Origin of the sequence: Nocardia harenae NBRC 108248 (genome assembly GCF_001612885.1) — a bacterium.
GTDB lineage: Bacteria > Actinomycetota > Actinomycetes > Mycobacteriales > Mycobacteriaceae > Nocardia > Nocardia harenae.
The window spans coordinates 443,932-470,904 of record NZ_BDBH01000001.1 but is presented as its reverse complement, the minus strand read 5'-3'; the positions used below and the strand labels follow the sequence as shown (position 1 = coordinate 470,904).

Genomic DNA, 26,973 nt, shown 5'->3' with positions numbered 1-26,973 from the left:
GATCAGTCCAAGGCGCATCTGTAAACGGCGGTCAAGCTGCTGCTCCCCTCGGGGTGCGGTGCTACGGGTCAGGAACATGCGGCGGGTTTGGTGGAACGGTGCGGTGAAGGCGGCAGGGCTGGGGCTGACGCCGCACGAGCTGCGCCATAACGCTGCTTCGCTCGCTGTCTCGCAGGATGCGTCGGTGCTGGCATTGCAGCGGATGCTCGGGCACGGCAAGCCGAGTACCACGCTCGACTTCTACGCCGACCTGTTCGATGACGACCTTGACGACGTGGCGGCATGGCTCGATGCGGCGCGGTCGGGTTTCGCTGCTGCGTACTCACTGCGTACCGAGCAGGGTCCGGCGGGTGGCGGCTCGGATCGACGGATGGCCTGACCTGCGGTGATGGGTGTGCCCTCGGCAGGATTCGAACCTGCGACACCGGCTTTAGGAGAGCCGTGCTCTATCCCCTGAGCTACGAGGGCGGGGCCGGGGCCGCTCGGCGGTCCGGGTAGGCGGCAGTCTACCGGGTGGGGGTGCGGGGAGCCGCATCGTGGGTGGGTCAGTAGGGCGGGTCCAGGCCGCCGGGGTCGTAGGCGCCGCCTTCGTAGCCGCCGAGGTCTTCGTAGCCGCGGGGGCCGTGGGGGCGGTGGCCGTTGCGGGTCGCTCCGTTGTAGTCGGCGCCGTTGTTGCCGGGGGCGGGGTGGTCGGCGGTGATGCCGTAGCCGTTGGCGCGGTATTGGGGGTCGTCGTAGGGGAGGTCGCGGCGGGTGGGGTCGGCGGCGCCCGCGGGGGAATCTTGCTCGGGGATAGGGACTTTCGGGGCTTCGGCTGAATCCGGTGGGGTGGGGTTGTCGCCTGTGGCCGCGGTTTCAGGCGGGGCGGGCGAGCCGGGGAGCGGAGGCTCCGGGGTGGGCGTTGGATCGAGCACCGGAGGTGCGGGGGCTGGTGCGGGGCCGGGGACCGGAGGTACCGGGGCTGGTGCGAGGCCGGGGACTGGAGGTGCCTGGGCTGGTGCGGGGCTGGGGACTGGAGATGCGGGGGGCGGTGATGGGGCGGAGGTCGGTGATGTGAGGGCCGGTGCTGTGGGGGTGGCGGGGTCTTTGCGGTCCAGGCCGATGCCCGCACCGGGGCGGGGCGGTTCGTCGGCGAAGAGGGCGGTGAAAAGGGCGTCGGTGCCGGGGGGCCAGGCGCCGGTGGCGAGGGCGGGGCGCCACCATTGCTCCGAGTACCACCCCGCGGGGATCAGGCGGTCGGCGATTCGGCCGCCGGGGTGGTGGTGCGGGGTGGCGGGAGAGGGGCTGGGGGAGAGGGTGATCCGGGTGCCGCGGTAGGTGCGGGTGCGGGTTTCGGGGACTTCGCCCGCTTCGGTTTGGGCGGGGAGCGGGGGTAGCTCCTGGCCCGGGTCCATGCGCATGGCTATCCGGGCGGCGCGGATGTAGAAGAGCCCCTCGCGGGCGGTGAGTTCGGCTTGCTCGAGGTCGGCTCGGGCCAGCAGGAAGCCGGCTACGCGGCGGCGGTCGGCGGCGGCTTCGAGTGCCTGGCGGGCGGCTTCGGTACGCGGGGTGTGGACGCCGAGGGCCTGGCTGAGCTGGGTGAGGGTTCGATGGGCCGGGGATAGCGGCTCCAGCGCGGGGGCGGCGGTGGCGCGACGGGCGTAGCCGGGCTCGGCGGTATCCGAACCGTCGAAGGGCGATCCGGGATCGGCTGCGACCGGGTCTCGGTGCCGGCCGCGGGTGTCGGCGGCCTCCGGCTCGTCGGTGGCCGACTCCCGAGCGACGTCCGCGGAATCCGCCCGCCCGAGCCCACGCTCGCGCAGCAGATACAACCCCAGCACGGCGACGATCAGCACAGCGAGCAGCACCCACAGCATCGCGCACCTCCTGGTCGGAACCGGTGCGCACAAGATTACTGGAGAATTGCTACAGGGGTGCAGAACCGAAGCTACGAGGCTTTTGTGTATTCGCTGTAATCGTCGGGGTTGAAGCGGCGGGTGCGCCAGCGGTAGAGCGCGGTGGCGCCGGGCCAGTTGTTGGTGATCCGCCCGGCGGCATTGCGGTACCAGCTGGTGCAGAAGTTCCACGGCGTGTCCTTCAGGCGCCGCTGGAGGTAGTCGTCCCAGTCCCGCTCGGCCTCGACCTTGGCGGCGACGGCGGTGCCGGGGCGACCGGCGAGGTGCTGGACCACCTGGCGGATGTACCGCGCCTGGGATTCGAGCATGTAGATCACCGAGCCCGCCCCGATATTCGTATTGGGGCCGTACATCATGAACAGGTTGGGGAAGTGCGGGACGGAGAGGCCGAGGAAGGCCCGCGCGCCCCCGGTGCCCCACTCGTCGGCGAGTTTGCGGCCGCCCGCGCCGGAGATGGTCATGGGCGCCAGGAACTCGGTGCCCTTGAAGCCGGTGCCGTAGATGATCACGTCGACCTGGTGCTCGGCGCCGTCGGCGGTGCGCAGGCCGGAGGGCGTCACCTCGGTGATGGCGGTGGTCTCGACTGTGACATTGGGCCGTGCCAGGGCGGGGAAGTACTCGTTGGAGAAGAGCCCGCGCTTGCAGCCTGCCGCGTAGTCGGGGGTGAGCTTGGCGAGCAGTTCTGGGTCGGTGACCTGCGTCTTGCGATGCCGGTCGGCGATGGCGACGACGGGGCGCTTGATGGCGGGGAGGTCGGTGAGGCCGAGGGCGAGGAATTCGAAGAAGGCCCAGATGGCGAAGCGCTCGGCGAGCCGGGTGGGCGGCAGGTACCTGAAGAGGGCGTGGTGCACGGCGCTGTACTCGACATCGCCCTTGGGCAGCACCCAGGCGGCCGAGCGCTGGAAGAGCGTGAGGTGCGCGGCCGCGGGGGCGATGCGCGGAATGTACTGCACGGCACTGGCTCCGGTGCCGATGCAGGCGATCCGCTTGCCCGCGAGCTCGACGGAGTGGTCCCACTCGGCGGAGTGGAAGGCGGCGCCGGTGAAGGTCTCGATGCCGGGGATATCGGGCAGCGCGGGGCGGGAGAGCTGGCCGACGGCGGGGATCAAGACATCCGCCTCCAGGCGGTCGCCCGCGGCGGTGCGGACGGTCCAGCGGGCGGTGCGCTCGTCGTACTCGGCATCGGTCACCTCGGCGCCGAAGCGGATGTGCCGCGCCAAGTGGTGCTTCTCGGCGACGCCGCGCATGTAGTCGTGGATGTCGCGCTGCTCCGAGAAGCGGCGCGGCCAGTCGGATTTCGGCTCGAAGGACCACGAGTACAGCGGCGACGGCACGTCGCAGGCCGCGCCGGGGTAGGTGTTCTCCCGCCAGACGCCGCCGAGGTCGGTCGCGCGCTCCAGGATGGTGAAGTTCTCCAGTCCGGCGCGGCGCAGCTCCATGGCGAGACCGAGGCCGGCGAACCCGGCCCCGATGACGATGATCGACGGCGCAGTCATGGCTCCAGCCTAGGGGGCGAAAGCGCTGGTCCGAAGAGATCCGCGGACAGTGAATCGAGATTTTCGGCCATATCGAGGGTCTTGCGCGATGAAGTCCCCGTGAAGATTCTGCATGTGCATCTGTTCATGCGCTTCGGCACTGTTCACGGAGGAGAAGTCGCAGGTCAGAGAGTTTCGTCCATTTTCGTTCCCGGCCGGTTGGTCTCGATCAGGTCGCCCTCCGGCGAACGGCTGGCCGACACCGTGACCGCCGGGTTACAACGGAGAGCGGATCAACCGGCCGGATCGGCAGTCGGCGACGTCGCAGGGGGTGTCGCCGCCGGCCGGTCCGGCTCACCACCCCCCTCGGGTCCGGTACGGGCGTCCGATTCCACCGGGCTGTCCCACCACTCGCCTACCCTTCGGTAGCATCGCCGGTGTGATCTGGCTCATGCGCGAAAACCGCTGGTAGCGGCGGGCGCGGGCCCCGAGAAGGGAGTTTTGCGAATGTTGAGCACCATGCAGGACGAGCCGTTGTCGATGGCGACGTTGCTGCGGTACGCGTCGACCTTCCTCGGGGATTCGACCGTCTCCACCTGGACCGGCTCCGGGGTGCGGTCCATGACCTACCGCGAGCTCGGCACCGAGTCGGCCCGGCTGGCGAACGCGCTGCGCGGGCTCGGCATCGATGTCGGCGATCGGGTCGGCACCTTCATGTGGAACAACAACGAGCACATGGTCGCCTACATCGCGGTGCCCGCCATGGGCGCGGTGCTGCACGCGCTGAATATCCGGCTCTTCCCGGACCAGCTGGTCTACGTGGCCAACCACGCCGAGGACCGGGTGGTCATCGTGGACGGCACGCTGCTGCCGATGTTCGCCCAGTACCTGCCGAACCTGACGACGGTGCGGCACGTCATCGTGGCCAATGGCGACGCCGCCGCGCTGGAGGCGCCCGCGGGCGTGCAGGTGCACTCCTACACCGAGCTGCTCGCGGCCCAGCCGGATACCTACGACTTCCCGGTGATCGACGAGCGCTCCGCCGCCGCCATGTGTTACACCTCGGGCACCACCGGCGACCCCAAGGGCGTCGTCTACTCGCACCGCTCGAACTGGCTGCACGCCATGCAGGTGCTGAGCCCGGCCAGCATGAACTTCGCCGAGGCCGACTACGTGCTCGCCATCGTCCCGCTCTTCCACGCCAATGCCTGGGGGCTGCCGTACGCGGCGCTCATGTCCGGCGCGAATGTGCTGATGCCGGACCGCTTCCTGCAGCCGGGGCCGCTGCTGGAGATGATGGCCGACCAGCGGCCGACCTTCGCGGCCGCGGTGCCGACCATCTGGGGCGGGGTGCTGGCCGGGCTGGCGGCCGCGCCGCAGGACATCAGCCACCTGCGCTCGGTGGTGGTCGGCGGCTCCGCGGTGCCGCCCGCCATGATGAAGGCCTTCGAGGAGCGGCACGGCGTGAAGATCGTGCACGCCTGGGGAATGACCGAGACCTCCCCGCTCGGCAGCGTGGCGCAGCCGCCCGCCCGGGTCGCAGCCGAGGAGGAGTGGGGCTACCGGATCAGCCAGGGCCGCTTCCCGGCCGCGGTGCAGGCGCGGCTGGTGGACGACGCGGGCGCGGTGGTGGCGAACGACGGCAAGTCGCTCGGCGAGCTCGAGGTGCGCGGGCCGTGGATCACCGGCTCCTACTACGCCCCGGACGGCGGCCAGATCGACCCGGACAAGTTCGACGAAGGCTGGCTGCGCACCGGCGACGTCGGCATCATCAGCCCGAACGGGTACCTGACGCTGGTGGACCGGGCCAAGGACGTGATCAAGTCCGGCGGCGAGTGGATCTCGTCGGTCGACCTGGAGAACGCGGTCATGGCGCACCCGGCGGTGGCCGAGGCGGCGGTGATCGGCGTGCCGGACGAGAAGTGGGACGAGCGCCCGCTGGTCGCCATCGTGCTCGGCGACGGCGCGCAGGCCGAGCCGGAGGAGCTGCGCGATTTCCTCGCGGACAAGTTCGCCAAGTGGCAGCTGCCGGAGCGCTGGACGTTCATTCCCGAGGTGCCGAAGACCAGCGTCGGCAAGTTCGACAAGAAGCGGCTGCGGGCGCAGTACGCCGACGGTGACCTGGTGGTCAGCACGCTGACCTGAGCCTTCACCACTCCAGCATGGGCAGCGGCGACGTGGGATGGCTGCGGAGCCGCTGCCCGGCGAGGGCGACGAGGCGGCGGTGGAAGCCGGCGTCCGGGTAGCGGCGGGTGAGCGCGCGGTAGGCGCGGCGCGGGACGCCGAAGCGGCCGAGCAGGCCGAGCTCCACATCGATGGCGTCGGCGCGGCGGAAGATCTCCACCGGGTCTTCGGCCCGGCCCGCGCGGCGGAGTTTGTGGTGGTGCTCGATCATCGCGGTGACGGTGGGGATCAGCTGTGCCGCATCGGTTTCCCGGAGGTGGGTTTCGGCGAGTGCGATGGAGGGCGGCAGGTAGTCGAAGGTGCCCGCCGACCAGATGCCGAGGTCGTGGAAGACGGCGGCGACCCGGAACTCGGGGCGTTCGCTGGGGCGTGGGGTGCCGGGCGGGGCGACGAGGTCGCACAGTTCGAGTACCCGGAGGACGTGGTGGGTGTACGCGGTTCGGTCCGCGCCCATGGTCTCGGCCCAGGGGGAGAGCAGGGTGTCGATGTCGTCGGCGAGCGCGTCGCTCATGGGCGGAGCCTACGCGCTCGCGCGCGGGCAGGTAGCCGCCGTCGAGCACGGCACTGACCGTCAGTGCGGCTGGAACCGCTGCGCGAGAGCGCTCTCCAGGGCGGCTTTCGCGTCGGCGGCGAGCTGCCGGGTGAGGTCGCCCGCGGGGAGTTCGGGGGCGAGTGCCTGGGTTTGCCCGGCCCAGAGATTCACCGCGTCGGGGTTGCCCGCCGCCCTGGCGGCGGCGCGCAGGGCGGCGGTGGCGTGGTGGATCTCGGGGTAGGCGACCGGGGCGGCGGCGCCGAACTCATCCATGAAGGCATTGCGGATGCCGCGGGCCCTGCGGCCGGTGAAGGCGCGGGTGAGCGCGGTCGGCGTCGACCCGCCGATCGCCGCGCGGTGCACCGGATTGGTCCCCGCCTCCGGTGCGCGAAGATACGCGGTGCCGATCTGCGCGGCGGCGGCTCCCGCGGCGAGGGCGCCCGCGACCCCGGCGCCGGTGGTGAGCCCGCCGGTGGCGACCAGCGGTACCTCGACCGCGGCGCCGGCCAGCTGCAGCAGGGCGAGCAGGGAGAGCGGATCGCCGGCATCGTCGGCTGGGTCGTCGCGGAAGACCGCGCGGTGCCCGCCCGCCTCGGCTCCCTGGACGACCAGCACGTCGGCCCCGGCGCCGACGGCGTGTTCGGCCTCGGCCACCGAGGTGACGGTCACCCACACCTCCGTGCCGACCCCGTGCAGCCGCGCGATCTCCGCGGGCTGCGGGCAGCCGAAGGTCACCGTCACCACCGGCACCGGCGCGGCGGCGAGCAGATCGAGTTTGGCCGCCCAGTCGTCGGTGTCGTGCCGTGCCGCACCCACCTCGAAGCGGGCCCCGAGCGCCGCCAGGTAGTCGGCGTACACCGCTGGCGCGGCGGGCGGGCCCGGCGCGAAGAGGTTGACCCCGAAGGCCCCGGTGGTCAGCTCCCCGACCGCGGCGATGCGGGCCGCGAGCTGCGCGGCGCTCAGGTACCCGGCGGCGAGCAGCCCGAGCCCGCCCGCGTCGGTCACGGCGGCGGTGAGCTCCGGCGTGGAGGGGCCGCCCGCCATCGGAGCGAGCACGATGGGGAGGCCGATCTGGTCGAGGATCACGGCTCCATCCTCGCCCATGACCTGCGCGGATGGAGATTTCGCGCCGCGGTCGGAATCCGAAGGTTGCGGAATGGTCACGACGGGGTAGAGTTCCCATCACGACGGATGCCGAAACGTTATCCGAACCAGGTTTCGCCGGGCGCCCGTTTTCTGTCGGTTCGAACGCAAGGACGAGCTTTGTCGCAGCACCGGGTAGGCCCCGATTCGATCACCGTCATGGACCTCATCGGCGCCGCCGAGACCGGCAGGCCGACGCGGCATCGGGCCGAGATCTCCACGGTCGACCGCGTGAAGAACGCCGCGGGGGTCGCGGTCGCCGCAGGCGCCCTGATCGGCACCGCAGGCCAGATCGCCCCCGCGCTCGCCTACGCCGCGCCGCTGCTGCCCACGCACGACGATAATGCCGCGGCCGAGCCCATCGCGTTCAAGAGCATCGCCGAGGCGCCGCTCGCCGAGCAGCTCGCGGCCGCCGTGCAGCCGGTGGCCCAGCCCTCCCCCGCGCCGGAGCCGGTGGCGCAGGCCGCGCCGGTCGCGCAGCCGGTGGCGGCGCCGTTCGGTATCAACAACCTGCCGCCGGAGCTGGCCGCGCCGCTGGCCCAGGTGGAGGACATGCTCAGGGGCGTCACCCAGCAGGCGGCCCCCGCGCAGGCCGTGCGGCCGGTGGCCGGGGCGATCAGCTCCGGCTTCGGTACCCGCTGGGGCGCCTTCCACTACGGCGTCGACTTCGCCGACACCATCGGCGCGCCGATCCACTCGGTCAGCAGTGGCACCGTGATCGAGGCCGGGCCCGCGTCCGGGTTCGGGCTCTGGGTCCGGGTGCTGCAGGACGACGGCACCACCGCGGTCTACGGCCACGTCAACGAGATGCTGGTGCACGAGGGGCAGCGGGTGAACGCGGGCGATGTGATCGCCACCGTCGGCAACCGCGGCCAGTCCACCGGCCCGCACCTGCACCTGGAGATCTGGGATCAGGGCGGCAACAAGACCGATCCCATCGCCTACCTGGCCGCCAAGGGCGTGCCGCTGCACTGGGGCCCGTCCGCGCACTGAGTGCGCGAGGCCGCGGCCGAGCGGAATGGTGCCGCGCTGCGCGCGAGGGTGCGTGCGGCTGGTTCGCCGCCGGGGCGGGTGGTGCCGCACGGGCGGCGAGTTCGCCGCCGGGCGGAGCGCCCACGGTTCTCGGCGTGACAATTCGCGCCGAGATCGCTCGGGAGCCTGCCCGCGAACCGGCGGCAAACGCCACGACTCCGGCTGCCGCGCCAAAACGGCAGCCGCCGCGGAAGTGGCGCGGAGACCGAACTCCGCCACGTACCCTGGACGCGGCTCGTTTCCGAGCCGGGCGGCCGCGCCGTCACGCGATCCGGCGAGTTCCGCGCGGTCCCGCAGGGCACCGTGCCGCCGGGTGGTACCCCGCGCACACCCTTGTGACCTCGGTCACCCGCGGCAACGGGCCTGGGCGCGGCCTCGATAACCAACGGTCCGCCGCGAGCAGCACCCGAGCCGGATCGGCGCAGTATGCCTTGCTTATATGATTGCCGGGCTGTGCCGACCGGGAAGAGCTACCTTTTCCTCGGTCTCCCCGGCGGACCCGTCGAAGTGTGGCAAGGCTCGAAGCGAGAGGTGAGATCAGTCGAATGGATGGTGTCCGTCGTTCTGCTCGGGGCAACCGCCGACGGCGTCCGGGGAGCCCGCTGTTCGGGCAGCTGCTCACCGCGGCGGTGGAATCCGCCGCCGACTCGGTGGCCATTCGCTTCAACCCCACCGGCGACCCGGCCGACCAGCGCGAGCTGACCTACCAGCAGCTGGACCAGGCCTCCTCCCGGCTGGCACGGGAGCTGATCGAGCGCGGCATCGGCCCCGGTGACGTGGTCGCGGTCGGCATCGCCCGCAGCGCCGATTCGGTGCTCGCGGTCTGGTCGATCGCCAAGACCGGGGCGGCCTACGTTCCCGTCGACCCGGCCTACCCGGCCGAGCGGATCGGGCACATCGTCGCCGACTCCGGCGCGCTGCTCGGGCTCACCACCGCCGCGCACCGCGGCGCGCTCGGCGACGGCGTCGAGTGGCTGGTGCTCGACGACCCCGCCACGGCCGAGCGGATCGCCGCGCGCCCGCAGCACCCGGTCTCCTACACCGATCGGGTGCGTCAGCTGGACGAGCGGCACCCGGCCTACGTCATCTACACCTCGGGCTCCACCGGCAAGCCGAAGGGCGTCGTGGTCACGCACGCCGGGCTGAACGGGCTGGTCGCGGCGGAGCGTGAGCACTACGGGGTCACCGGCGAATCCCGGGTGCTGCACGTCTGCTCGCCCAACTTCGACGTCTCGGTGCTGGAACTGCTGCTCGCCTTCACCGCGGGCGCGACCCTGGTGATCGCGCCGCCCGCGGTCTTCGGCGGCTTCGAGCTGGCCGATCTGCTGCGCCGCGAGCGGGTCACGCACATGCTCATCACCCCGGGCGCGCTGGAGTCGGTGGACTCCGAGGGCCTGGACGACCTGCGCACCGTGGTGGTGGCAGGCGACAAGTTCGGCCCGGAATTGGTAGGACGCTGGGCTCGGCCTTCGGGTGACTCCGACACCGGCGCCGAGCGCGCCTTCTACAACGGCTACGGCCCCACCGAGGCCACCATCCTGGCCACCAGCACCCCGCCGATGGATCCGGCGCAGCCGGTGACCATCGGCGCCTCGATTCCCGGCGTCGGCGCCTTCGTGCTGGACAGCCGGCTGCGGCCGGTGCCCCCCGGCGTGGTCGGCGAGCTGTACCTGACCGGGCCCGCGCTGGCCCAGGGCTACCTGAACCGGCCGGGGCTCACCGCGGAGCGCTTCGTGGCCAGCCCGTTCGGCGCCGACTCCGGCAACCAGGGGCTGCGGCTCTACCGCACCGGCGACCTGGTGCGCCGCGCCGAGACCGAGGGCACCGACGGCGGGATCTTCGAGTACCTCGGCCGCTCCGACTTCCAGGTCAAGGTGCGCGGCTTCCGGATCGAGCTGGGCGAGATCGACAACGCGCTCACCGCGCACCCGGACATCGACTTCGCCGCCACCATCGGCCGCACGCTGCCCTCCGGCGCGACGGCGCTGGTCTCCTACGTGCTGCCGCGCGCGGGGGCCGAGGTCGACGTGCCGGCGCTGGACGCGCACCTCGCGCAGTCGCTGCCCGGCTACATGATCCCGGCGGCCATCATGGCGCTCGAGAGCATTCCGCTGACCCCGGTCGGCAAGCTGGACCGGGCCGCGCTGCCCGAGCCGGTCTTCGCGGCGCGGGAGTTCCGCGCGCCGTCCACCCCGGTCGAGGAGATCGTGGCCGAGGTCTTCGAGGCGCTGCTGCTGCCGGGCGCGCCGGACGAGGGCCGGGTCGGCGCGGACGACGACTTCTTCGAGCTCGGCGGCAACTCGCTGCTCGCCGCGCAGGCCGCGGCCAGGATCGGCACCGCGCTCGGGGCGCGGGTGCCGGTGCAGCTGCTCTTCGAGGCGACGACGGTGGCGGCGCTGGCCGAGCGGGTCGAGCACCACGCGGGCTCGGCGGTCGGCGAGGAGCTGACGGCGGGCGAGCGCCCGGACCGGGTGCCGCTCTCCTACGCGCAGCAGCGCATGTGGTTCCTGAACCGCTTCGACCCGGAGTCGGCGGTGAACAATATCCCGGTGGCGGTGCGGCTCTCCGGCGCGCTCGACGTCGCCGCGCTGCGCACCGCGGTCACCGACCTGGTGACCAGGCACGAGGTGCTGCGCACGGTCTACCCGGAGGTGGACGGCGAGGGGTACCAGCTGGTGCTTCCGGTGCACGACCCGCGCGCCGTGCCGCTCTTCGAGCCGGAGCCTGCCGCCGAGTCGGCGCTGCCGGGGCTGGTGGTGGCCACGGTGACCGGCGGCTTCGACGTCACCGAGGCGCCGCCGCTGCGGCTGCGGCTGCTGCAGCTGAGCGAGACCGAGCACGTGCTGGTCTGCGTGGTGCACCACATCGCGGGCGACGGCTTCTCCATGGGCCCGCTGACCCGCGACCTGATGACCGCCTACGTGCGCCGCCGGGACCGCGACACGCCGGACTGGGCGCCGCTTACCGTGCAGTACGCCGATTTCGCGCTCTGGCAGCGCCGGGTGCTCGGCGCCGAGGAACAGCCGGATTCGCTGCTCGCCCAGCAGATCTCGTTCTGGCGGGAGACGCTGGCCGGGCTGCCGGAGCAGCTGGAGCTGCCCGCCGACCGCCCGCGCCCGCCCGCCGCGTCGAACCGCGGCGCGGTGCTGCGCTTCGAGGTGGACGCGCACACGCACGCCGGGCTCAGCGCGCTGGCGCACCGGAGCAATGCCACGCTCTTCATGGTGGTGCACGCCGCGCTCGCGGTGCTGCTCGGCAGGCTCTCCGGCACCGCCGACGTCGCCGTGGGCACGCCGACCGCGGGCCGCGGTGACGCCGCGCTGGACGACGTCATCGGCATGTTCGTCAATACCCTGGTGCTGCGCACCGAGATCGACCCCGCGGTGCCCTTCGCCGAGTTGCTCGCCGAGGTGCGGGCCAGGGACGTGGCCGCCTTCGGCCACGCCGACGTGCCCTTCGAGCGGCTGGTGGAGCTGCTCGACCCGGTGCGCTCGCCCGCGCGGCACCCGCTCTTCCAGGTCATGCTGACCTTCCAGAACCTGGCCCGCACCGAGCTGGAGCTGCCCGAGCTGACCGTCGGCGGGCTGGACCTGGCGGTGCCGCTGGCCAAGTTCGACCTCCAGTTCTCGCTCGCCGAGCACCTCGACCGGAAGGGCACCGCGCACGGCATCGCGGCCGAGATCACCTACGCCACCGACCTCTTCGACGAGGGCACGATCCAGCGGGTGGCCGAGCGCTTCCAGCGGGTGCTCGCCGCCGTCGCGGCCGACCCGCGGGTCCAGGTCGGGGCCATCGAGCTGCTCGACGCCGACGAGCGCAGGGCGGTGCTCACCGGCTGGAACGACACCGGGCGCGAGCTGCCCCCCGACGAGACGCTGGTCTCGCTCTTCCAGGCCAGCGCCGCCGCCACCCCGGACGCCGTCGCGCTGGTCGGCGCGGACGGCGAGCAGCTCACCTACGCGCAGTTCGCCGCGCGGGTGCACCGGCTGGCCCGGGTGCTCACCGCCGAGGGCGTGGAGCCGGATTCGCTGGTGGCGCTGGCCATCCGGCGCTCGGTGGAGCTGGTGGTCGCCATGTACGCGGTGCTGGAGGCCGGTGCCGGGTACGTCCCGCTCGACCCGGATCAGCCCGCCGACCGCATCGGCTACGTGCTGGAGACCGCCCGCCCCGCCATGGTGCTCACCACCGCGCGCGACGAGTTCCACACCGCCGCGGCGCCGGTCACCGTGCTGGACGCGCTGGACCTCACCGGCACCGCCGACACCCCGCTCACCGAGCCGGAGCGCGGCGGCCCCGTCCGCGCCGGCTCGATCGCCTACGTCATCTTCACCTCCGGCTCGACCGGCAAGCCGAAGGGTGTCGCGGTGAGCCACCGCGCCATCGTGAACCGGCTGCTCTGGATGCAGGACGAGTACCCGCTCACCGCCGACGACGCGGTGCTGCAGAAGACCCCGGCCACCTTCGACGTCTCGGTGTGGGAGTTCTTCTGGCCGCTGCAGGCGGGCGCCCGGCTGGTGGTCGCCACCCCGGACGGCCACCGCGATCCGGTGTACCTGGCGGAGACCATTGCCACGCAGGGCATTACCACCGCGCACTTCGTGCCATCCATGCTCGCGGTCTTCGTGGCCACGCTGGACGAGGCGGCGGGCGCGTCGGGCAGGCACTCGGGGCTGCGTCAGGTCTTCGCCTCCGGCGAGGCGCTGCCCGCGCCGACCGCGGCCAGGCTGCGCGAGCTGACCGGGGCCAGGCTGCACAACCTGTACGGGCCGACCGAGGCGGCGGTCGACGTCACCTATCACGAGGTCGTCCCGGCCGACACGGTCAGCGTGCCGATCGGCCGCCCGGTCTGGAACACCGCGCTCTACGTGCTCGATTCCCGGCTGCGGCCGGTGCCGCCCGGCGTGCCGGGGGAGCTGTACCTGGCCGGCGGGCAGCTGGCGCTGGGGTACCTCGGCCGCTCCGACCTCACCGCGGACCGCTTCGTCGCGAACCCGTTCGGCGCCGACGGCAGCCGCATGTACCGCACCGGCGACCTGGTGCGCTGGAGCGCCGCGGGCGAGGTGGAGTACCTGGGCCGCACCGACTTCCAGGTGAAGCTGCGCGGCCTGCGCATCGAGCTGGGCGAGATCGAGGCGGCGCTGCTGGAGCAGCCCGGCGTCGACCGCGCGGTGGTGGTGCTGCGCGCGGACACCCCGGCGGGCGAGGCGCTCATCGGGTACGTGGTGCCCGCGGCGGGCTCGCCCGTGGAGCCGGAGGCCGTGCGCACCGCGCTCGGCGCGCTGCTGCCGGGGTACATGGTGCCCGCGGCGGTGGTGGTGCTCGACGAGTTCCCGCTGAATGCCAGCGGCAAGCTGGACCGCAGGGCACTGCCCGCGCCGGTCTTCGTCGGCGCCACCGGGTTCCGCGCCCCGCGCACCCCGATCGAGCAGACCGTGGCCGATGTCTTCGCGAGCCTGCTCGGCGGCGGCCGCGAGGTCGGGCTGGACGACGACTTCTTCGCGCTCGGCGGCAACTCGCTGCTCGCCACCAGGGTGGTGGCGCGGGTGAACGAGGCGCTGCACACCGACCTCTCGGTGCGCACCCTCTTCGAGGCGCCGACGGTGGCGGCGCTGGCCGGGCGGATCGTGCCCGGCTCGCGCACCGGCGGGCGCCCCGCGCTGGTGGCGGCTCCGCGCCCGGAGCGGATTCCGCTCTCGCCCGCGCAGCAGCGCATGTGGGTGCTGAACCGCTTCGACCCGGAGTCCGGCGTCTACAACATCCCGTTCGCGCTGCGGCTCACCGGCTCGCTCGACCTGCCCGCGCTGGAGCGCTCGGTCTTCGACGTGCTGGAGCGGCACGAATCGCTGCGCACCCGGTTCCCGGTGACCGGCCCGGAGCAGCAGCCGGTGCAGGAGATCCTCGCGCCCGCGGCGGCGCTGCCCGGCGGGCTGCCGGTGGAGCAGCCCGGCGACCTCATGGGCCGGGTGATCGAGCTGATGTCGGCCGGGTTCGACGTCACCGCGGCGCCGCCGGTCCGGATCGCGCTGCTGGAGGGCGACGCGCCACGCGAGTACCTGCTGGTCGTGGTGGTGCACCACATCTCCGGCGACGGCGCCTCGCTGGCGCCGCTCGCCCGCGACCTGATGACGGCGTACCTGGCCCGGATCGCGGGCGATGCGCCGAACTGGGCGCCGCTGCCGGTGCAGTACGCCGATTACGCGCTCTGGCAGCGCGCGGTGGTCGGCACCGACGACGACCCGGCCAGCGTCGCCGCGCAACAGCTCGGCTACTGGAAGGAGCACCTGGCCGGGCTCACCGGCGCGCTGGAGCTGCCGCAGGACCGGCCGCGCCCGGCGCTACCCTCCATGCGCGGCGCGGCGAGCACCTTCACGCTCCCCGCCGAGGTGCACGCCGGGCTGGCCCGGATCGCGCGCGAGCACAACGCCTCGCTCTTCATGGTGGTGCACGCGGCGCTCGCGGTGCTGCTCGCCCGGCTCTCCGGCAACCGCGACATCGCGATCGGCACCCCGATCGAGGGCCGCGGCGAGCGCGCCCTGGACGACCTGGTCGGCATGTTCGTCAATACCCTCACGCTGCGCACCGCGGTGGACGCGGGCAGCACCTTCGACGCGCTGCTGGAGCAGGCGCGCGAGGTCGACCTGGCCGCCTTCGCCCATGCCGACCTGCCCTTCGAGCGGATCGTGGAGGTGCTGCTGCCCGGCCGCAGCGCCGCCTTCCACCCGCTCTTCCAGGTGGTGCTCGCTTTCCAGAACACCGAGCAGGCCACCCTCGACCTGCCCGGCCTGCAGGTCTCGGCGCTGGATGCCGGGGCCGCGCAGGCCAAGTTCGACCTGCAGCTGAGCGTCTCGCCGACGCACAGCGCGGACGGCGCCCCCGGCGAGCTGGTCGCCCAGTTCACCTACGCCACCGATCTCTTCGACGAGGGCACCGTGGCCGGATTCGGCCGCAGGCTGGCGCGGGTGTGCCGGGCGGTCGCCGCCGATTCGCAGGTGGTGGTCGGCGATATCGACATCCTGGACGAGGCCGAGCGGGACCGCGCGCTGGCCGCGCCGGAGCCGGCGACGGTGGCCGCGAGCACCAGGGGGACCGCGCTCACCCAGGCGCTGTCGCTGGCGGTGGAGGACGACCCGGAGGGGCCCGCGGTGGTCTCCGGCGAGGACGCCGTCACCTACCAGGAGCTGGACGCCAGGTCGTCGCAGCTGGCCCGGGTGCTGATCGGGCGCGGCTGCGGGCCCGGCGTCGGGGTCGCGGTGCGGCTGGAGCGCGGGGTGGAGCAGGCGGTCGCGCTCTGGGCGGTGCTCAAGGCGGGCGCCGCGGTGGTGCCGGTCGGCACCGGCGAGGCGGTGCTCCCGCCCGGCGCGGACATCAAGGTGGGGCTGGTGCACGGCGCGGCGCCGGGGTCGGGGGAGACCCTGGAGTGGATCGCGCTGGACGACCCGGCGGTGCGCGCCGAGCTCGGCAGCGAGTCGGCGCGGCCGGTCACCTACGCCATCCGGACCAGGGCGCTGCGCGGCGGCGACCCGGTCTTCCTCGGGCCGGTGCCGACGGCGGCGGCCGACACCAACGGGGGAACCAGGTCGGTGAGTTACGACGGGCTGGCCGCCATCGTGGACCGGCTGCGCGCGCGCACCGAGCTGACCTTCGAATCGCGGACCTTCCAGCACGGGCGCCCGGAGGCGTTCGCCGCGCTGGTCGAGGTGGCGGCGGCCGGGCTGGCCGGCGCCGCGCTGGTGGTACCGGAGCACGGCCTCGGGGCCGACCCGGCGGCGGCGCTGGCCGACGAGTGGGTGACGCACCTGCTCACCGACCGCGCCGGTTTCGACCGGATCGACAGTGCCCCGCTCGCCGACCTGCAGGCCGTCGTCCTCGACGAGGGTTCGGTCTCCGACCCCGGGCGCTGGGCCGATGTTCCCGCGGTGCTCGGCATGCATGATCTCGCCGGTGGCGCCGGCGCCGTCGAGTAAGTGAGTTTCCCCATGTCCCCGGTGCTCCGATGACCCGCCCGGCCCGTACCCGCCCGACCCGGACGAGGGGCCCGCGCACGGTCACGCTGCCGCAGTTGCTCGCGACCGCGGTGGAGGCGAACCCGGAGGGCACGGCGCTGGTCTTCGCGACGGCGGAGGAGAGCGGCACGCCACTCGGCTACGCCGAGCTGGACGCGCGCTCCAGCCGGCTGGCCCGGCTGCTGATCGCGCGCGGCATCGGCCCGGAAAACCTGGTCGCGGTGGGGATCCGGCGCTCGGTGGAGTCGGTGCTCGCGGTCTGGTCGGTGGCCAAGACCGGGGCCGGTTTCGTCCCGGTGGACCCGAACTACCCGGCCGACCGGGTGCGGCACATGCTCACCGACTCCGGCGCGGTGCTCGGGCTCACCGTCGCCTCGGCGCGCACCGCGCTCCCCGACGACACCGAGTGGCTGGTCCTCGACGACCCCGCCACCGTGGCCGAGCTGGAACACCTGGCCGCCGACGCGGTGACCCAGGCCGACCGGGTGCGCCCGGTCCGCGCCGAGCACCCCGCCTACGCCATCTACACCTCGGGCTCCACCGGGCTGCCGAAGGGGGTGGTGGTGACCCAGGCCGGGCTGGCCGGATTCTGTGCCGAGCAGCGCGAGCGGTACCGGGTGGACGCCGCGGCCCGCACCCTGCACTTCGCCTCGCCCTCGTTCGACGCCTCGGTGCTGGAGCTGCTGCTCGCGCTCGGCGGCGGCGCGACCATGGTGGTGGTCGCGCCGGAGGTCTTCGGCGGCGCCGAGCTGGCCGAGGTGCTGCGCCGCGAGCGGGTCACCCACGCCTTCGTCACCCCGGCCGCGCTCGCCTCGGTCGACCCGGCCGGGCTGGACGCGCTGCGGGTGGTGGTGACCGGCGGCGAGGCCTGCCCGCCGGATCTCGTGCGGCGCTGGGTCACCCCGCTGCCGGACGGCGCGCTGCGCCAGTTCTACAACGCCTACGGCCCGACCGAGGCCACCGTCGCCACCAATATCAGCGCCCCCATGCTGCCCGGCGAGCCGGTGACCATCGGCGCGCCCATCCGCGGCATCGCGGCGCACGTGCTGGACGCCAGGCTCATGCCGGTGCCGGACCGGGTGGCGGGCGAGCTCTACCTGGCCGGCGCCGCGCTGGCCCGCGGCTACCACGGCCGACCCGGCCTCACCGCCACCCGCTTCGTCGCCGACCCGCTCGGCGCCCCCGGTTCCCGGCTCTACCGCACCGGCGACGTGGTGCGCGGCGCGAACGGTGGCGAGCTGGAGTACCTGGGCCGCAACGACTTCCAGGTGAAGATCCGCGGCTTCCGGATCGAGCTCGGCGAGATCGACGCGGTGCTCACCGAGCAGGACGCGGTGCATTTCGCCGCCACCGTGGGGCACGAGCTGGACAGCGGCGCAACGGTTCTCGTCTCCTACGTGCGCGCCGCGAGCGGCCACGAGGTGGACACCGCCGCGCTGACCGCCGCGGCCGGGCAGCGGCTGCCCGCGCACATGGTGCCCGCGGCGATCGTGGTGCTCGACGACATCCCGCTCACCCCCGGCGGCAAGCTGGACCGCAGGGCGCTGCCCGCCCCGGTCTTCGCCGCCAGGGAGTTCCGCGCGCCGGCGGGCAGGCTGGAGGAGCTGGTCGCTGGCGTCTTCGCGGAGCTGCTGCGCGCCGCGGAGATCGGCGCCGACGACGACTTCTTCGAGCTCGGCGGCAATTCGCTGATCGCCACCCAGGTGATCGCCAGGCTGAATGCCGCGCTGGAGACCAGGATTCCGGTGCCGACGCTCTTCGAGGCGCCGACCGTGGCCGGGCTGGCGCTGCGGCTGGTCGAGTTCACCGAGAACCCGGAGCGGCTGGCGCTCACCGGCGGGCCGCGGCCGGACCGCATCCCGCTCTCCCCGGCGCAGCGCCGCATGTGGTTCCTGAACCGCTTCGACCCGGAGTCCACCGCCTACAACATCCCGATCGCGGTGCGGTTCAGCGGCGAGCTCGACGTGGCCGCGCTGCGCGCCGCCGTCGCCGACCTGGCCGCCAGGCACGAGGTGCTGCGCACGCTCTACCCGCAGACCGAGGACGGCCCGGTGCAGGTGGTGCTTCCGGTGGCGCAGTCGGTGCCCGAGGTGGAGTACCGCACCGTGGCCCCGGAGCAGCTGGCCGACGCGGTCGGCGAGGTGATCGGCACGCTCTTCGACGTCACCGCCGAGGTGCCGGTGCGGGTGGCGCTGCTGGCGGTGCGGCAGGCCGACGGGCTGCCGCCGACCGAGCACGCGCTGGCCATGGTGGTGCACCACATCACCGCCGACGGCTCCTCCATCGGCCCGCTCACCCGCGACCTGGTGACGGCGTACGTGGCGCGCGCGGGCGGCGCCGCCCCGGAGTGGGCCCCGCTGCCGGTGCAGTACGCCGACTACAGCCTGTGGCAGCAGGAGCTGCTCGGCAGCGAGAGCGACCCGGACTCGCTGGCGGCGCGGCAGATCGCCTTCTGGCAGGACGAGCTGGCCGGGCTGCCCGACCAGATCGAGCTGCCCGCCGACCGCCCGCGCCCGGCCGTGCAGTCCTACGCGGGCGGCATGGTCGAGGTGCGGATCGACGCCGAGACGCACCGCGCGCTCGGCGAACTCGCCAGGGCCAACGGCGCCACGCTCTTCATGGTGGTGCACACCGCGCTCGCGGTCTGGGCCGGGCGGCTCTCCGGGACGAACGACGTCGCCGTCGGCACGCCCGTCGCCGGCCGCGACGAGGTGGCGCTGGAGCAGCTCATCGGCATGTTCGTGAACACCCTGGTGTTCCGTACCAGGCTCGACCTCGGCGCGCCCTTCACCGACCTGCTGAAGCGTCAGCGCGACACCGACATCCAGGTCTTCGCGCACGCCGACGTGCCCTTCGAGCGGCTGGTGGAGGTGCTCAACCCGGAGCGCTCGACCGCGCGGCACCCGCTCTTCCAGCTCGGCCTCTCCTTCCAGAACCTGGCGCCGACCACGCTGGAGCTGCCCGGGCTCACCGTCTCCGGGGTCGACTTCGAGACCGCCATCTCCCAGTTCGACCTGCACTGGATGATCGGCGACGGGTATGACGAGGACGGCGCGCCCACCGGGATCGGCGGCGTCGTCACCTACGCCACCGCGCTCTTCGACGAGTTCACCGTGCGCGGCTTCGTCGACCGCTTCGTGCGGGTGCTGCGCGCCGTCGCGCAGGCGCCGGAGACGCCGGTCGGCGACCTGCCGCTGCTGCAGCAGCACGAGCGGGACCGGCTGCTGCTGGCCCGCAACGCCACCGCGCACCCGGTGGACCCGGCGGCCACGCTGGTCTCGCTGCTCGACGCCGCCGTCGCCGGGCACCCGGCCGCCACCGCGCTCGTCGGCCCCGCGGGCGGCACGCTCGACTACGCCGCGCTCGGCGCGCGGGTGAATCGGCTGGCCAGGCACCTGATCTCGCTCGGCGTCGGGCCGGAGACCAGGGTGGCGCTCGCGCTGCCGCGCTCGGTGGAGCTGGTCGTCGCCATGTACGCGGTCGCGGTGGCGGGCGGCGCCTACGTGCCGCTCGACCCCGCGCAGCCCGCCCAGCGCACCGGCCACATCCTGACCACGGCGGCCCCGATCTGCGTCCTCACCGACCTGGCCACCGGTTTCACCGCCGCCGACGTCCCGGTGCTCGTCCTGGACGACCTGCGCCTCGACGGCTACGACGACGGGCAGCTGACCGATGCCGAGCGGCGCGCGCCGCTGCACCCGGCGAACACCGCCTACGTCATCTTCACCTCCGGCTCCACCGGCCGCCCCAAGGGCGTCGCGGTGCCGCACTCCGCCATCGTCAACCAGCTGCTCTGGAAGCGCGCGGAGTTCCGGCTCGGCGCCGAGGACGCGGTGCTGCTCAAGACCGCCGCCACCTTCGACCTCTCGGTGTGGGAGTTCTGGTCGGCGGTGGTGTGCGGCGGATCGCTGGTGATCGCGGACGCCGACGGGCACCGCGATCCGAGCTACCTGAACGAGCTCATGGCCGGGGAGAAGGTGAGCACGCTGCACGTGGTCCCCTCCATGCTGGACGCGCTGCTCACCGAGGCCGACGGCACGCTGCCCGCCTCGCTGCGCCGGGTGCTCGCCATCGGCGAGGCGCTGCCCGCGGCGGTGGCGCAGCGCTTCCGCCGGGCCAACCCGGCGGCGGAGCTGTTCAACCTGTACGGCCCGACCGAGGCCGCCGTCTCCATCACCTCGCACCGGGTGACCAGCGCCGACCAGCACGCCGTCTCGATCGGCGACCCGGAGTGGAACTGCCAGGTGTACGTGCTGGACCCGCGGCTCAACCCGGTGCCCATGGGGGTGGCGGGGGAGCTGTACCTGGCCGGGGCGCAGCTCGCCCGCGGCTACTTCGGCAGGCCGGATCTGACCGCGGATCGCTTCGTGGCCAGCCCGTTCCGCGCGGGCGACCGGATGTACCGCACCGGCGACCTGGCCGCCTGGAACCCGCTCGGCGAGCTGGAGTACCGCGGCCGCGCCGACTTCCAGGTGAAGGTGCGCGGCTTCCGGATCGAGCTGGGCGAGATCGAGGCCGCGCTGCTGGAGCAGCCGGACGTGGCGCAGGTCGCCGTGCTGGCCAAGCCGGGCCCGGACGGCACCGGCGAGCGGCTGGTGGCCTACCTGGTCGGCGCCGAACCCGATGTCGACCGGGTGCGCACCGCGCTCGCCGCCCGGCTGCCCAGCTACATGGTGCCCGCCGCCTTCGTGCTGCTCGACGCGCTGCCACTGACCGTGAACGGCAAGCTGGACCGGGCCGCGCTGCCCGAGCCGCAGGCCGAGCAGGCCGTCTTCCGCGCCCCCGACGGCCAGGCCGAGCAGGTGCTCGCCGAGGTCTTCACCGAGCTGCTCGGGGTGGAGCGGGTCGGCGCGGACGACGATTTCTTCGCGCTCGGCGGCGATTCCATCGCCTCCATCCAGGTGGTGGCGCGGGCCCGCGCCCGCGGCGTGACGATCAGCCCGCGCGAGGTGTTCGAGCACCGCACCGTCGCCGCGCTGGCCGCCGCCGCGACCGCCGAGCCGCCGGACGACGGCCTGCTCCCGCTCACCCCGGACGGGCTGCGGCTGCTCGCCGACGCCCGCGCGGGAATCGAGCTGCGCGCCATCGAGCTGGACGTGCCGGTCGGCACCCCCACCGACCGGGTCTGGGCCGCCGCCGACGGCGTGCTGGCCAGGCACCCCATGCTCTCCGCCCGGCTGGTGCGCACCGAGGAGGACGAGCCCGCCTTCGAGCTGGTGCCGCCCGCCGACCGCGTCGGCGAGGCGTACTGGCTGCTCGACGCCGCCGAGGTGGAGCCCGGCGAGTACGACCAGGTGGTGGAGGCCGTTGCCGCGCAGCTGGATCCGGCCACCGGGGCCAATGCCAGATTCGTGCTGATCACCCCGGCGCAGCCGGATCGGGGCGGCACGCTGCTGGTGGTCGCCAATGGTCTGGTGATCGATGATGCCGCCTGGCGGATCGTGGTGGACGAGCTCAGCGCGGCGTGGTCCGGCGGGCACGCCGCGCCCGCCGTCACCGGGAGCGGGGCGAGCGGGCTGGTGCGCGCGCTCGCGGCCCGCGCCGCCGCCCCGGCCACCCTGGCCGAGCTGGAGTGGTGGCGCGCCGCGGTACCGCGCGGCGGCCGCCTGTACCCCGGCGATCTGCGCATTCGCGGCAGGCTCTCGGCTCGGATCACCAGGGAGGCCGCGGGCGCGGTGGCCGCCGTGGCCGACGCCTACCACGCGACCGTCGAGGAGGTGCTGCTCACCGCGCTGGCGCTGGCGCTCGCCGACCCCACCGCGCCGGAGCAGATCGGCACCGTCGTCCGGCTCACCGCCGACGCCAGGACCGGCGACCCCGCCGACTTCAGCGGGTCGGGCACCGCCGCCGCGGATTTCGTCGCCGCCTTCACCACCACCTACCCGCTCGCGCTGCGGCTCACCGGGATCGACTTCGCCGAGGTGCTGGACGGTGGCCCGGCCGCGGGCGTCGCGCTCGGCCGGGTCAAGGAGATGTGCCGCGCGGTGCCCGCGGGCGGTGTGGGGTACGGGCTGCTCCGGCACGCCAACCCGGCCACCGCGGGCGAGATCGCCCGGCTGGACCGCGGCCTGCTCGGGCTGCGCTACCGCGACCTGCGCCCGGCCCGGGTGCGGGTGGACTCGCCCGTCGACGACCTGGTGCTCGACCTCACCGTGGATGCCACCCCGGACGGGCTGGTCGCCCGGTTCGACTACGCCGCCGCGGTGCTCGACCTGCCCGACGTGCAGACCTTCGCCGAGCGCTGGGTGCGCGCGCTCGGCGGGCTCGCCGAGCACGGCAGGCACCCGGAGGCGGGCGGCCACACCCCGTCCGACTTCCCGCTGGTCCAGCTGACCCAGCGCGATGTCGACCAGCTCACCAGGGGCTATCCCGAGCTGGCCGATGTCTGGCCGGTGACGCCGCTGCAGTCGGGCATGCTCTTCCACGCGCTGCTCGCCGCGGGCTCGGTGGACGCCTACGCCATGCAGTTCGGGCTGCACCTTACCGGGCCGGTCGACGCCACCCGGCTGCGCGCCGCCGCCGAGCTGGTGCTGGTCCGCTACCCGAACCTGCGGGTCGCCTTCGCCGAGGACGGCGCGGGCGAGCCGGTGCAGGTGGTGCTGGACGCGGTCCGGCTGCCCTGGCGCTTCGTCGACCTCGGGCACCTGGCCGAGCGCCCGGCCGAGGCCGCGCGGGTCCGGGTGGTCGCCAACGACCTGGCCACCCCGTTCGACATGCACGCGGCGCCGATGCTGCGCTTCACCCTGATCCGCACCGCCGCCGAGCGGCACCAGCTGCTGGTGACCGCGCACCACATCCTGGTGGACGGCTGGTCCATGCCGCTGCTGCTCCGCGACCTGCTCACGGTGTACGCGCTGGTCGGGCGGGTGCGGCGGCCGCTGGGCGAGCCCATCGGCTCGTACCGCGACTACCTGCTCTGGCTCGCCGCGCAGGACCGCGGCGCCGCGCGCACCGCCTGGCAGGCCGCGCTGAGCGGGATCGACGAACCCACCGCGCTGGTCCCCTCGCTCCCGGAGTCCGGGCCCGGCGAGGCCGGGATGGGCGAGGCCGGGTTCACCCTCTCGGTGCCCCGCTCCGAGACGCTGAGCAGGCTCGCCGCCGAGCTCGGGGTCACGGTGAACACCGTGGTGCAGGCGGCGTGGGCGCTGCTCATCGGGCGCAGCACCGACCGCGACGACGTGGTGTTCGGCGCCACCGTCTCCGGCCGCCCGCCGCAGCTGCCCGGGGTCGAGACGCTGGTCGGGCTGTTCGTGAACACCGTGCCGGTGCGGGTCCGGCTGCGGCCGGAGGCCACCCTGGCCGGGCTGCTGCGCACGCTGCAGCTGGAGCAGGCCGCGCTGCTCGACCACCACCACGTGGGGCTGGCCGAGATCCAGGAGCTCGCCGGGGTCGAGCCGCTCTTCGACACCCTCGTGGTCTTCGAGTCGTTCCCGATCGACAAGGCCGCGCTGGAGCGCGCCGGGCTGGAGCAGCCGGGCGGGATCGACGGCATGCACCTGGCCGGGGTCGACGTCGTCAACAACACGCACTACCCGATCACCGTCATGGTGGTGCCGGGCAGGCAGCTGCAGGTGACGCTCAAGCACCGCAGGGAGGTGGTGGACGACGCCGCCGCCGCGCTGCTGGCCGAGCGTTTCGCCGCGGTCATCGACCGCTTCGCGCGCGACCGCACCGCGCGGGTCGCCGAGGTGGACCTGCTGACCGACGCCGAGCGCGCCGCGCTGGCCGCGGCGAACGCCACCGAGGTGCCGGAGTTCCTGGACGAGGCCACCCTGCTCACGCTCTTCGACGCGCAGGTGGCCCGCACCCCCGACCTGCCCGCGGTGGTCTACGAGGACACCAGGCTCAGCTACAGCGAGCTCGACCTGCTCGCCCGCGCGCTGGCCCAGGTGTTCACCGAGCGCGGGATCGGCCCAGGCAGCCTGGTCGGCATCGCCATGCGCCGCTCGCTGGAGCTGGTCGCCTCGATCTACGCGGTGCTGCGCACCGGCGCCGCCTACGTCCCGATCGACCCGGACCACCCCGCCGAGCGCAGCGAGCACGTGCTCACCAGCGCGGCCCCGCTCTGCGTGCTCACCACCGCGAGGGACGGCTTCACCACCGCGAGCGAGGTCGAGGTGGTCGAGCTGGACTCGCTCTGGCTGCCGGACCCGGAATCCCTGCAGGCCGATCCGCCGCCTGCCCCCGCGCTGCCGGACGGCGCCGCCTACGTCATCTACACCTCGGGCTCCACCGGCCGCCCCAAGGGCGTGGTGATCACACACCGGCAGATGGTGAACCAGTTCCGCTGGGCGCAGTGGAGCTACCCGCACGGCGCGGGCGACCTGGTGCTGCACAAGACCCCGATCACCTTCGACATCTCCACCTGGGAGCTGTTCTGGCCGCTGCAGACCGGGGCGACGGTGGTGATCGCCGAGCCGGACGGCCACCGCGACCCCGCCTACCTGCTGCGCGAGGTCACCGAGCGGCGGGTCACCGCGGTGCACTTCGTGCCGTCCATGCTGGCGGCCTTCCTGGACGAGCTGGCCGCGCTGCCGCAGGCCGAGCTGCCCGCGCTGCGCTGGGTCTTCGCCGCGGGCGAGGCGTTGAGCGCGGAGCTGGCGGCCCGCTGCGCCGAGCTGCTGCCCGACGCCCACCTGGTGAACTGGTACGGCCCGGCCGAGGCCACCGTGGTCACCGCCTACGCGGTGCGCGGCCGGGTGCGGCGCGGCGGCATCCCGATCGGCGCGCCGGTGGCGAATACCGAGGCGCTGGTGCTGGATCGGCAGCTGGCGCCGGTGCCCTTCGGCGCCGCGGGCGAGCTGTACCTCGCGGGCGTGCAGCTCGCGCGTGGCTACGCGGGAGCGCCGGGGCTGACCGCGGAGCGTTTCGTGGCGCACGGCGGCGGGCGGCGGCTCTACCGCACCGGCGACGTGGTGCGCTGGCGTCCGGGCGGCGACGGCGCGCCGGTGCTGGAGTACCTGGGCCGCAGCGACTTCCAGGTGAAGCTGCGCGGCCAGCGGATCGAGCTGGGCGAGATCGAGAGCGTGCTGCTCGGCCACCCCGCCGTGCGGCAGGCCGTGGTGACGCTGGTGCGCGCCGAGACCGGCGACCGCTTGGTCGGCTACCTGGTGCCCGAGCCGGACGCGGGCGACCCGCGGCGCGCGGTGCTCGCGCACGCGCGGGCGTCGCTGCCCTCGTACATGGTGCCGTCGGCGCTGGTGGTGCTCGACGCCATGCCGCTCAATGCCAGCGGCAAGCTGGACCGCAGGGCGCTGCCCGAGCCCGAGCTCTCCGCCCGGCCGTACCGGGCGGCGCTCTCGCCGCTGGAGCAGACCGTGGCCGGGCTCTTCGCCGAGGTGCTCGAGCTGCCGCGGGCCGGGATGGACGACGACTTCTTCGAGCTCGGCGGGAACTCGCTGCTCGCCACCAGGCTGGTGGCGCGGCTGCGCGCGGTCACCGGCGTCGACGTCCGGGTGCAGTGGCTCTTCGCCGATGCCACGGTCGCCGCGGTCACCACCCGGGTGCGCGCGGTCTCCGCGGGCGAGGACGAGCCCGAGCACGATTCGGACGCCGCGCTCGGCGTGCTGCTCCCGCTGCGCGGCACCGGGAGCAGGGAGCCGCTCTTCTGCCTGCACCCCATGTACGGCCTGGCCTGGAGCTACGCCGGGCTCGCCGCGCACATCGACCCGGACCGGCCGCTGCTCGGCATCCAGTCGCCCGCGCTCACCGAGGACGGCTACCTGGCCGCATCGCTGCCGGAGATCGCCGAGCGGTACCTGGCCGAGATCCGCGCGGTGCAGCCGCACGGGCCGTATCACCTGCTCGGCTGGTCGCTCGGCGGCATCGTCGCGCACGCCATCGCGACCACGCTGCAGGCCGAGGGCGAGGAGGTCGCGCTGCTCGCCATGCTGGACAGCCACCACGAGATCGACCTCTCCGATTTCCGCTCGGCGCTGCGCGCCGCGCTCGGCGAACTCGGCATCGACGACGCGGTGCTCGGCGCGCTCCCCGACGACCCCGGCCACGACCTCGCCGAACTGCCGGACGAGGCGCTCGCGCTGCTGCACGCGGCGGTGCCCGCCGAGGCCGCGGTGCTCACCCCCGAGCGGGTGCGGCGCATCTACCGCAACGCGGTGCGCTCCGCCGAACTGATCAACCGGTACCGGCCGGCAGTGTTTCGCGGTGCGCTGCAGTACTTCAGCGCCGCCGTCGAGCCACGGCCCGGCGCGGCCGAGGCCTGGTTGCCGTATGTGGAGGGCGAGGTCGTCGACCGGCCGGTCGATGCCACGCACGATCTGATGGCCGAGCCGCGCGCGCTCGCCGAGATCGGGCCGCAGCTGAACCGGCTGCTGGATCGTCGCTGAACCGGTAGCCGGGCGCTCGCTGGCTGAGAGCGCATCTGCATCCTGATCGGCTGTGAGCGAGATAGCAAGTCGGCTGTTCGAGTGACCCCTGTCTCCAGGGCCGGCTTGCGCTTTCGGTGCGGAAAACGGCACCCTTGAGGGCGGTCGGCCTCGGTCGAGGGTTCGATCAGGCGTTTTATCCCCGCATGATGTGGCGAACTCCGGGTAGGAATACTTCGCGAGCGTCATCGCGGCGATAGTGAATGTTCATCGCCGCTAGCTCGTGTGGGGACTCCGGTGGGTGCAGTGCTCTTCGACGATGGGCGGGTAATCGTGTTGCTGGTTGGTGTGCGACTGAAAAGCTCGATCGCCGGGGGGTGCCGC

The 26,973-nt window shown here is 73.6% G+C and carries 9 protein-coding genes and 1 tRNA gene; 5 read left to right on the top strand and 5 right to left on the bottom strand.

The features are described 5' to 3' along the window. Nucleotides 1-103 precede the first annotated feature (103 nt). Nucleotides 104-379, top strand: a complete 276-nt coding sequence (locus NH2_RS01725) for a tyrosine-type recombinase/integrase (protein WP_067647013.1) — start codon at nucleotides 104-106, stop codon at nucleotides 377-379. 16 nt (nucleotides 380-395) lie between these two features. Here the strand turns inward: NH2_RS01725 and NH2_RS01720 are convergent. The 3 genes from NH2_RS01720 to NH2_RS01710 form a co-directional block, all read right to left on the bottom strand. After that, nucleotides 396-468, bottom strand: a tRNA-Arg gene (locus NH2_RS01720). Between the two features lie 77 nt (nucleotides 469-545). Further along, nucleotides 546-1,856: a hypothetical protein gene (locus tag NH2_RS01715; protein WP_067647010.1), complete on the bottom strand. Its 1,311-nt coding sequence runs from the start codon at nucleotides 1,854-1,856 to the stop codon at nucleotides 546-548. 71 nt (nucleotides 1,857-1,927) lie between these two features. Beyond that, nucleotides 1,928-3,391: a flavin-containing monooxygenase gene (locus tag NH2_RS01710; RefSeq protein ID WP_067647008.1), complete on the bottom strand. Its 1,464-nt coding sequence runs from the start codon at nucleotides 3,389-3,391 to the stop codon at nucleotides 1,928-1,930. Nucleotides 3,392-3,877: 486 nt separating this feature from the next. Here NH2_RS01710 and NH2_RS01705 point away from each other — a divergent pair, with 486 nt between their 5' ends. Further along, a complete protein-coding gene (locus NH2_RS01705; protein WP_067647005.1) occupies nucleotides 3,878-5,515 on the top strand; it encodes a long-chain fatty acid--CoA ligase in 1,638 nt (545 codons plus the stop codon). 4 nt (nucleotides 5,516-5,519) lie between these two features. Here NH2_RS01705 and NH2_RS01700 read toward each other — a convergent pair whose 3' ends face one another. After that, nucleotides 5,520-6,065, bottom strand: a complete 546-nt coding sequence (locus NH2_RS01700; RefSeq protein ID WP_067647002.1) for a hypothetical protein — start codon at nucleotides 6,063-6,065, stop codon at nucleotides 5,520-5,522. Between the two features lie 60 nt (nucleotides 6,066-6,125). Then, nucleotides 6,126-7,172, bottom strand: a complete 1,047-nt coding sequence (locus NH2_RS01695) for a nitronate monooxygenase (protein ID WP_218021649.1) — start codon at nucleotides 7,170-7,172, stop codon at nucleotides 6,126-6,128. 216 nt (nucleotides 7,173-7,388) lie between these two features. On the opposite strand from NH2_RS01695, the gene NH2_RS01690 reads away from it, so the two are divergent. The 3 genes from NH2_RS01690 (at nucleotide 7,389) to NH2_RS01680 (ending at nucleotide 26,610) form a co-directional block, all read left to right on the top strand. Beyond that, entirely contained in the window at nucleotides 7,389-8,222 is an 834-nt protein-coding gene (locus NH2_RS01690; protein ID WP_067646999.1) for a M23 family metallopeptidase, read from the top strand. A 584-nt stretch (nucleotides 8,223-8,806) separates the two neighbouring features. After that, complete coding sequence (locus NH2_RS01685) at nucleotides 8,807-16,225, top strand: non-ribosomal peptide synthetase (RefSeq protein ID WP_067646997.1); 7,419 nt, start codon at nucleotides 8,807-8,809, stop codon at nucleotides 16,223-16,225. Between the two features lie 110 nt (nucleotides 16,226-16,335). Further along, nucleotides 16,336-26,610, top strand: a complete 10,275-nt coding sequence (locus NH2_RS01680) for a non-ribosomal peptide synthetase (protein WP_439951728.1) — start codon at nucleotides 16,336-16,338, stop codon at nucleotides 26,608-26,610. Nucleotides 26,611-26,973: the final 363 nt, after the last annotated feature.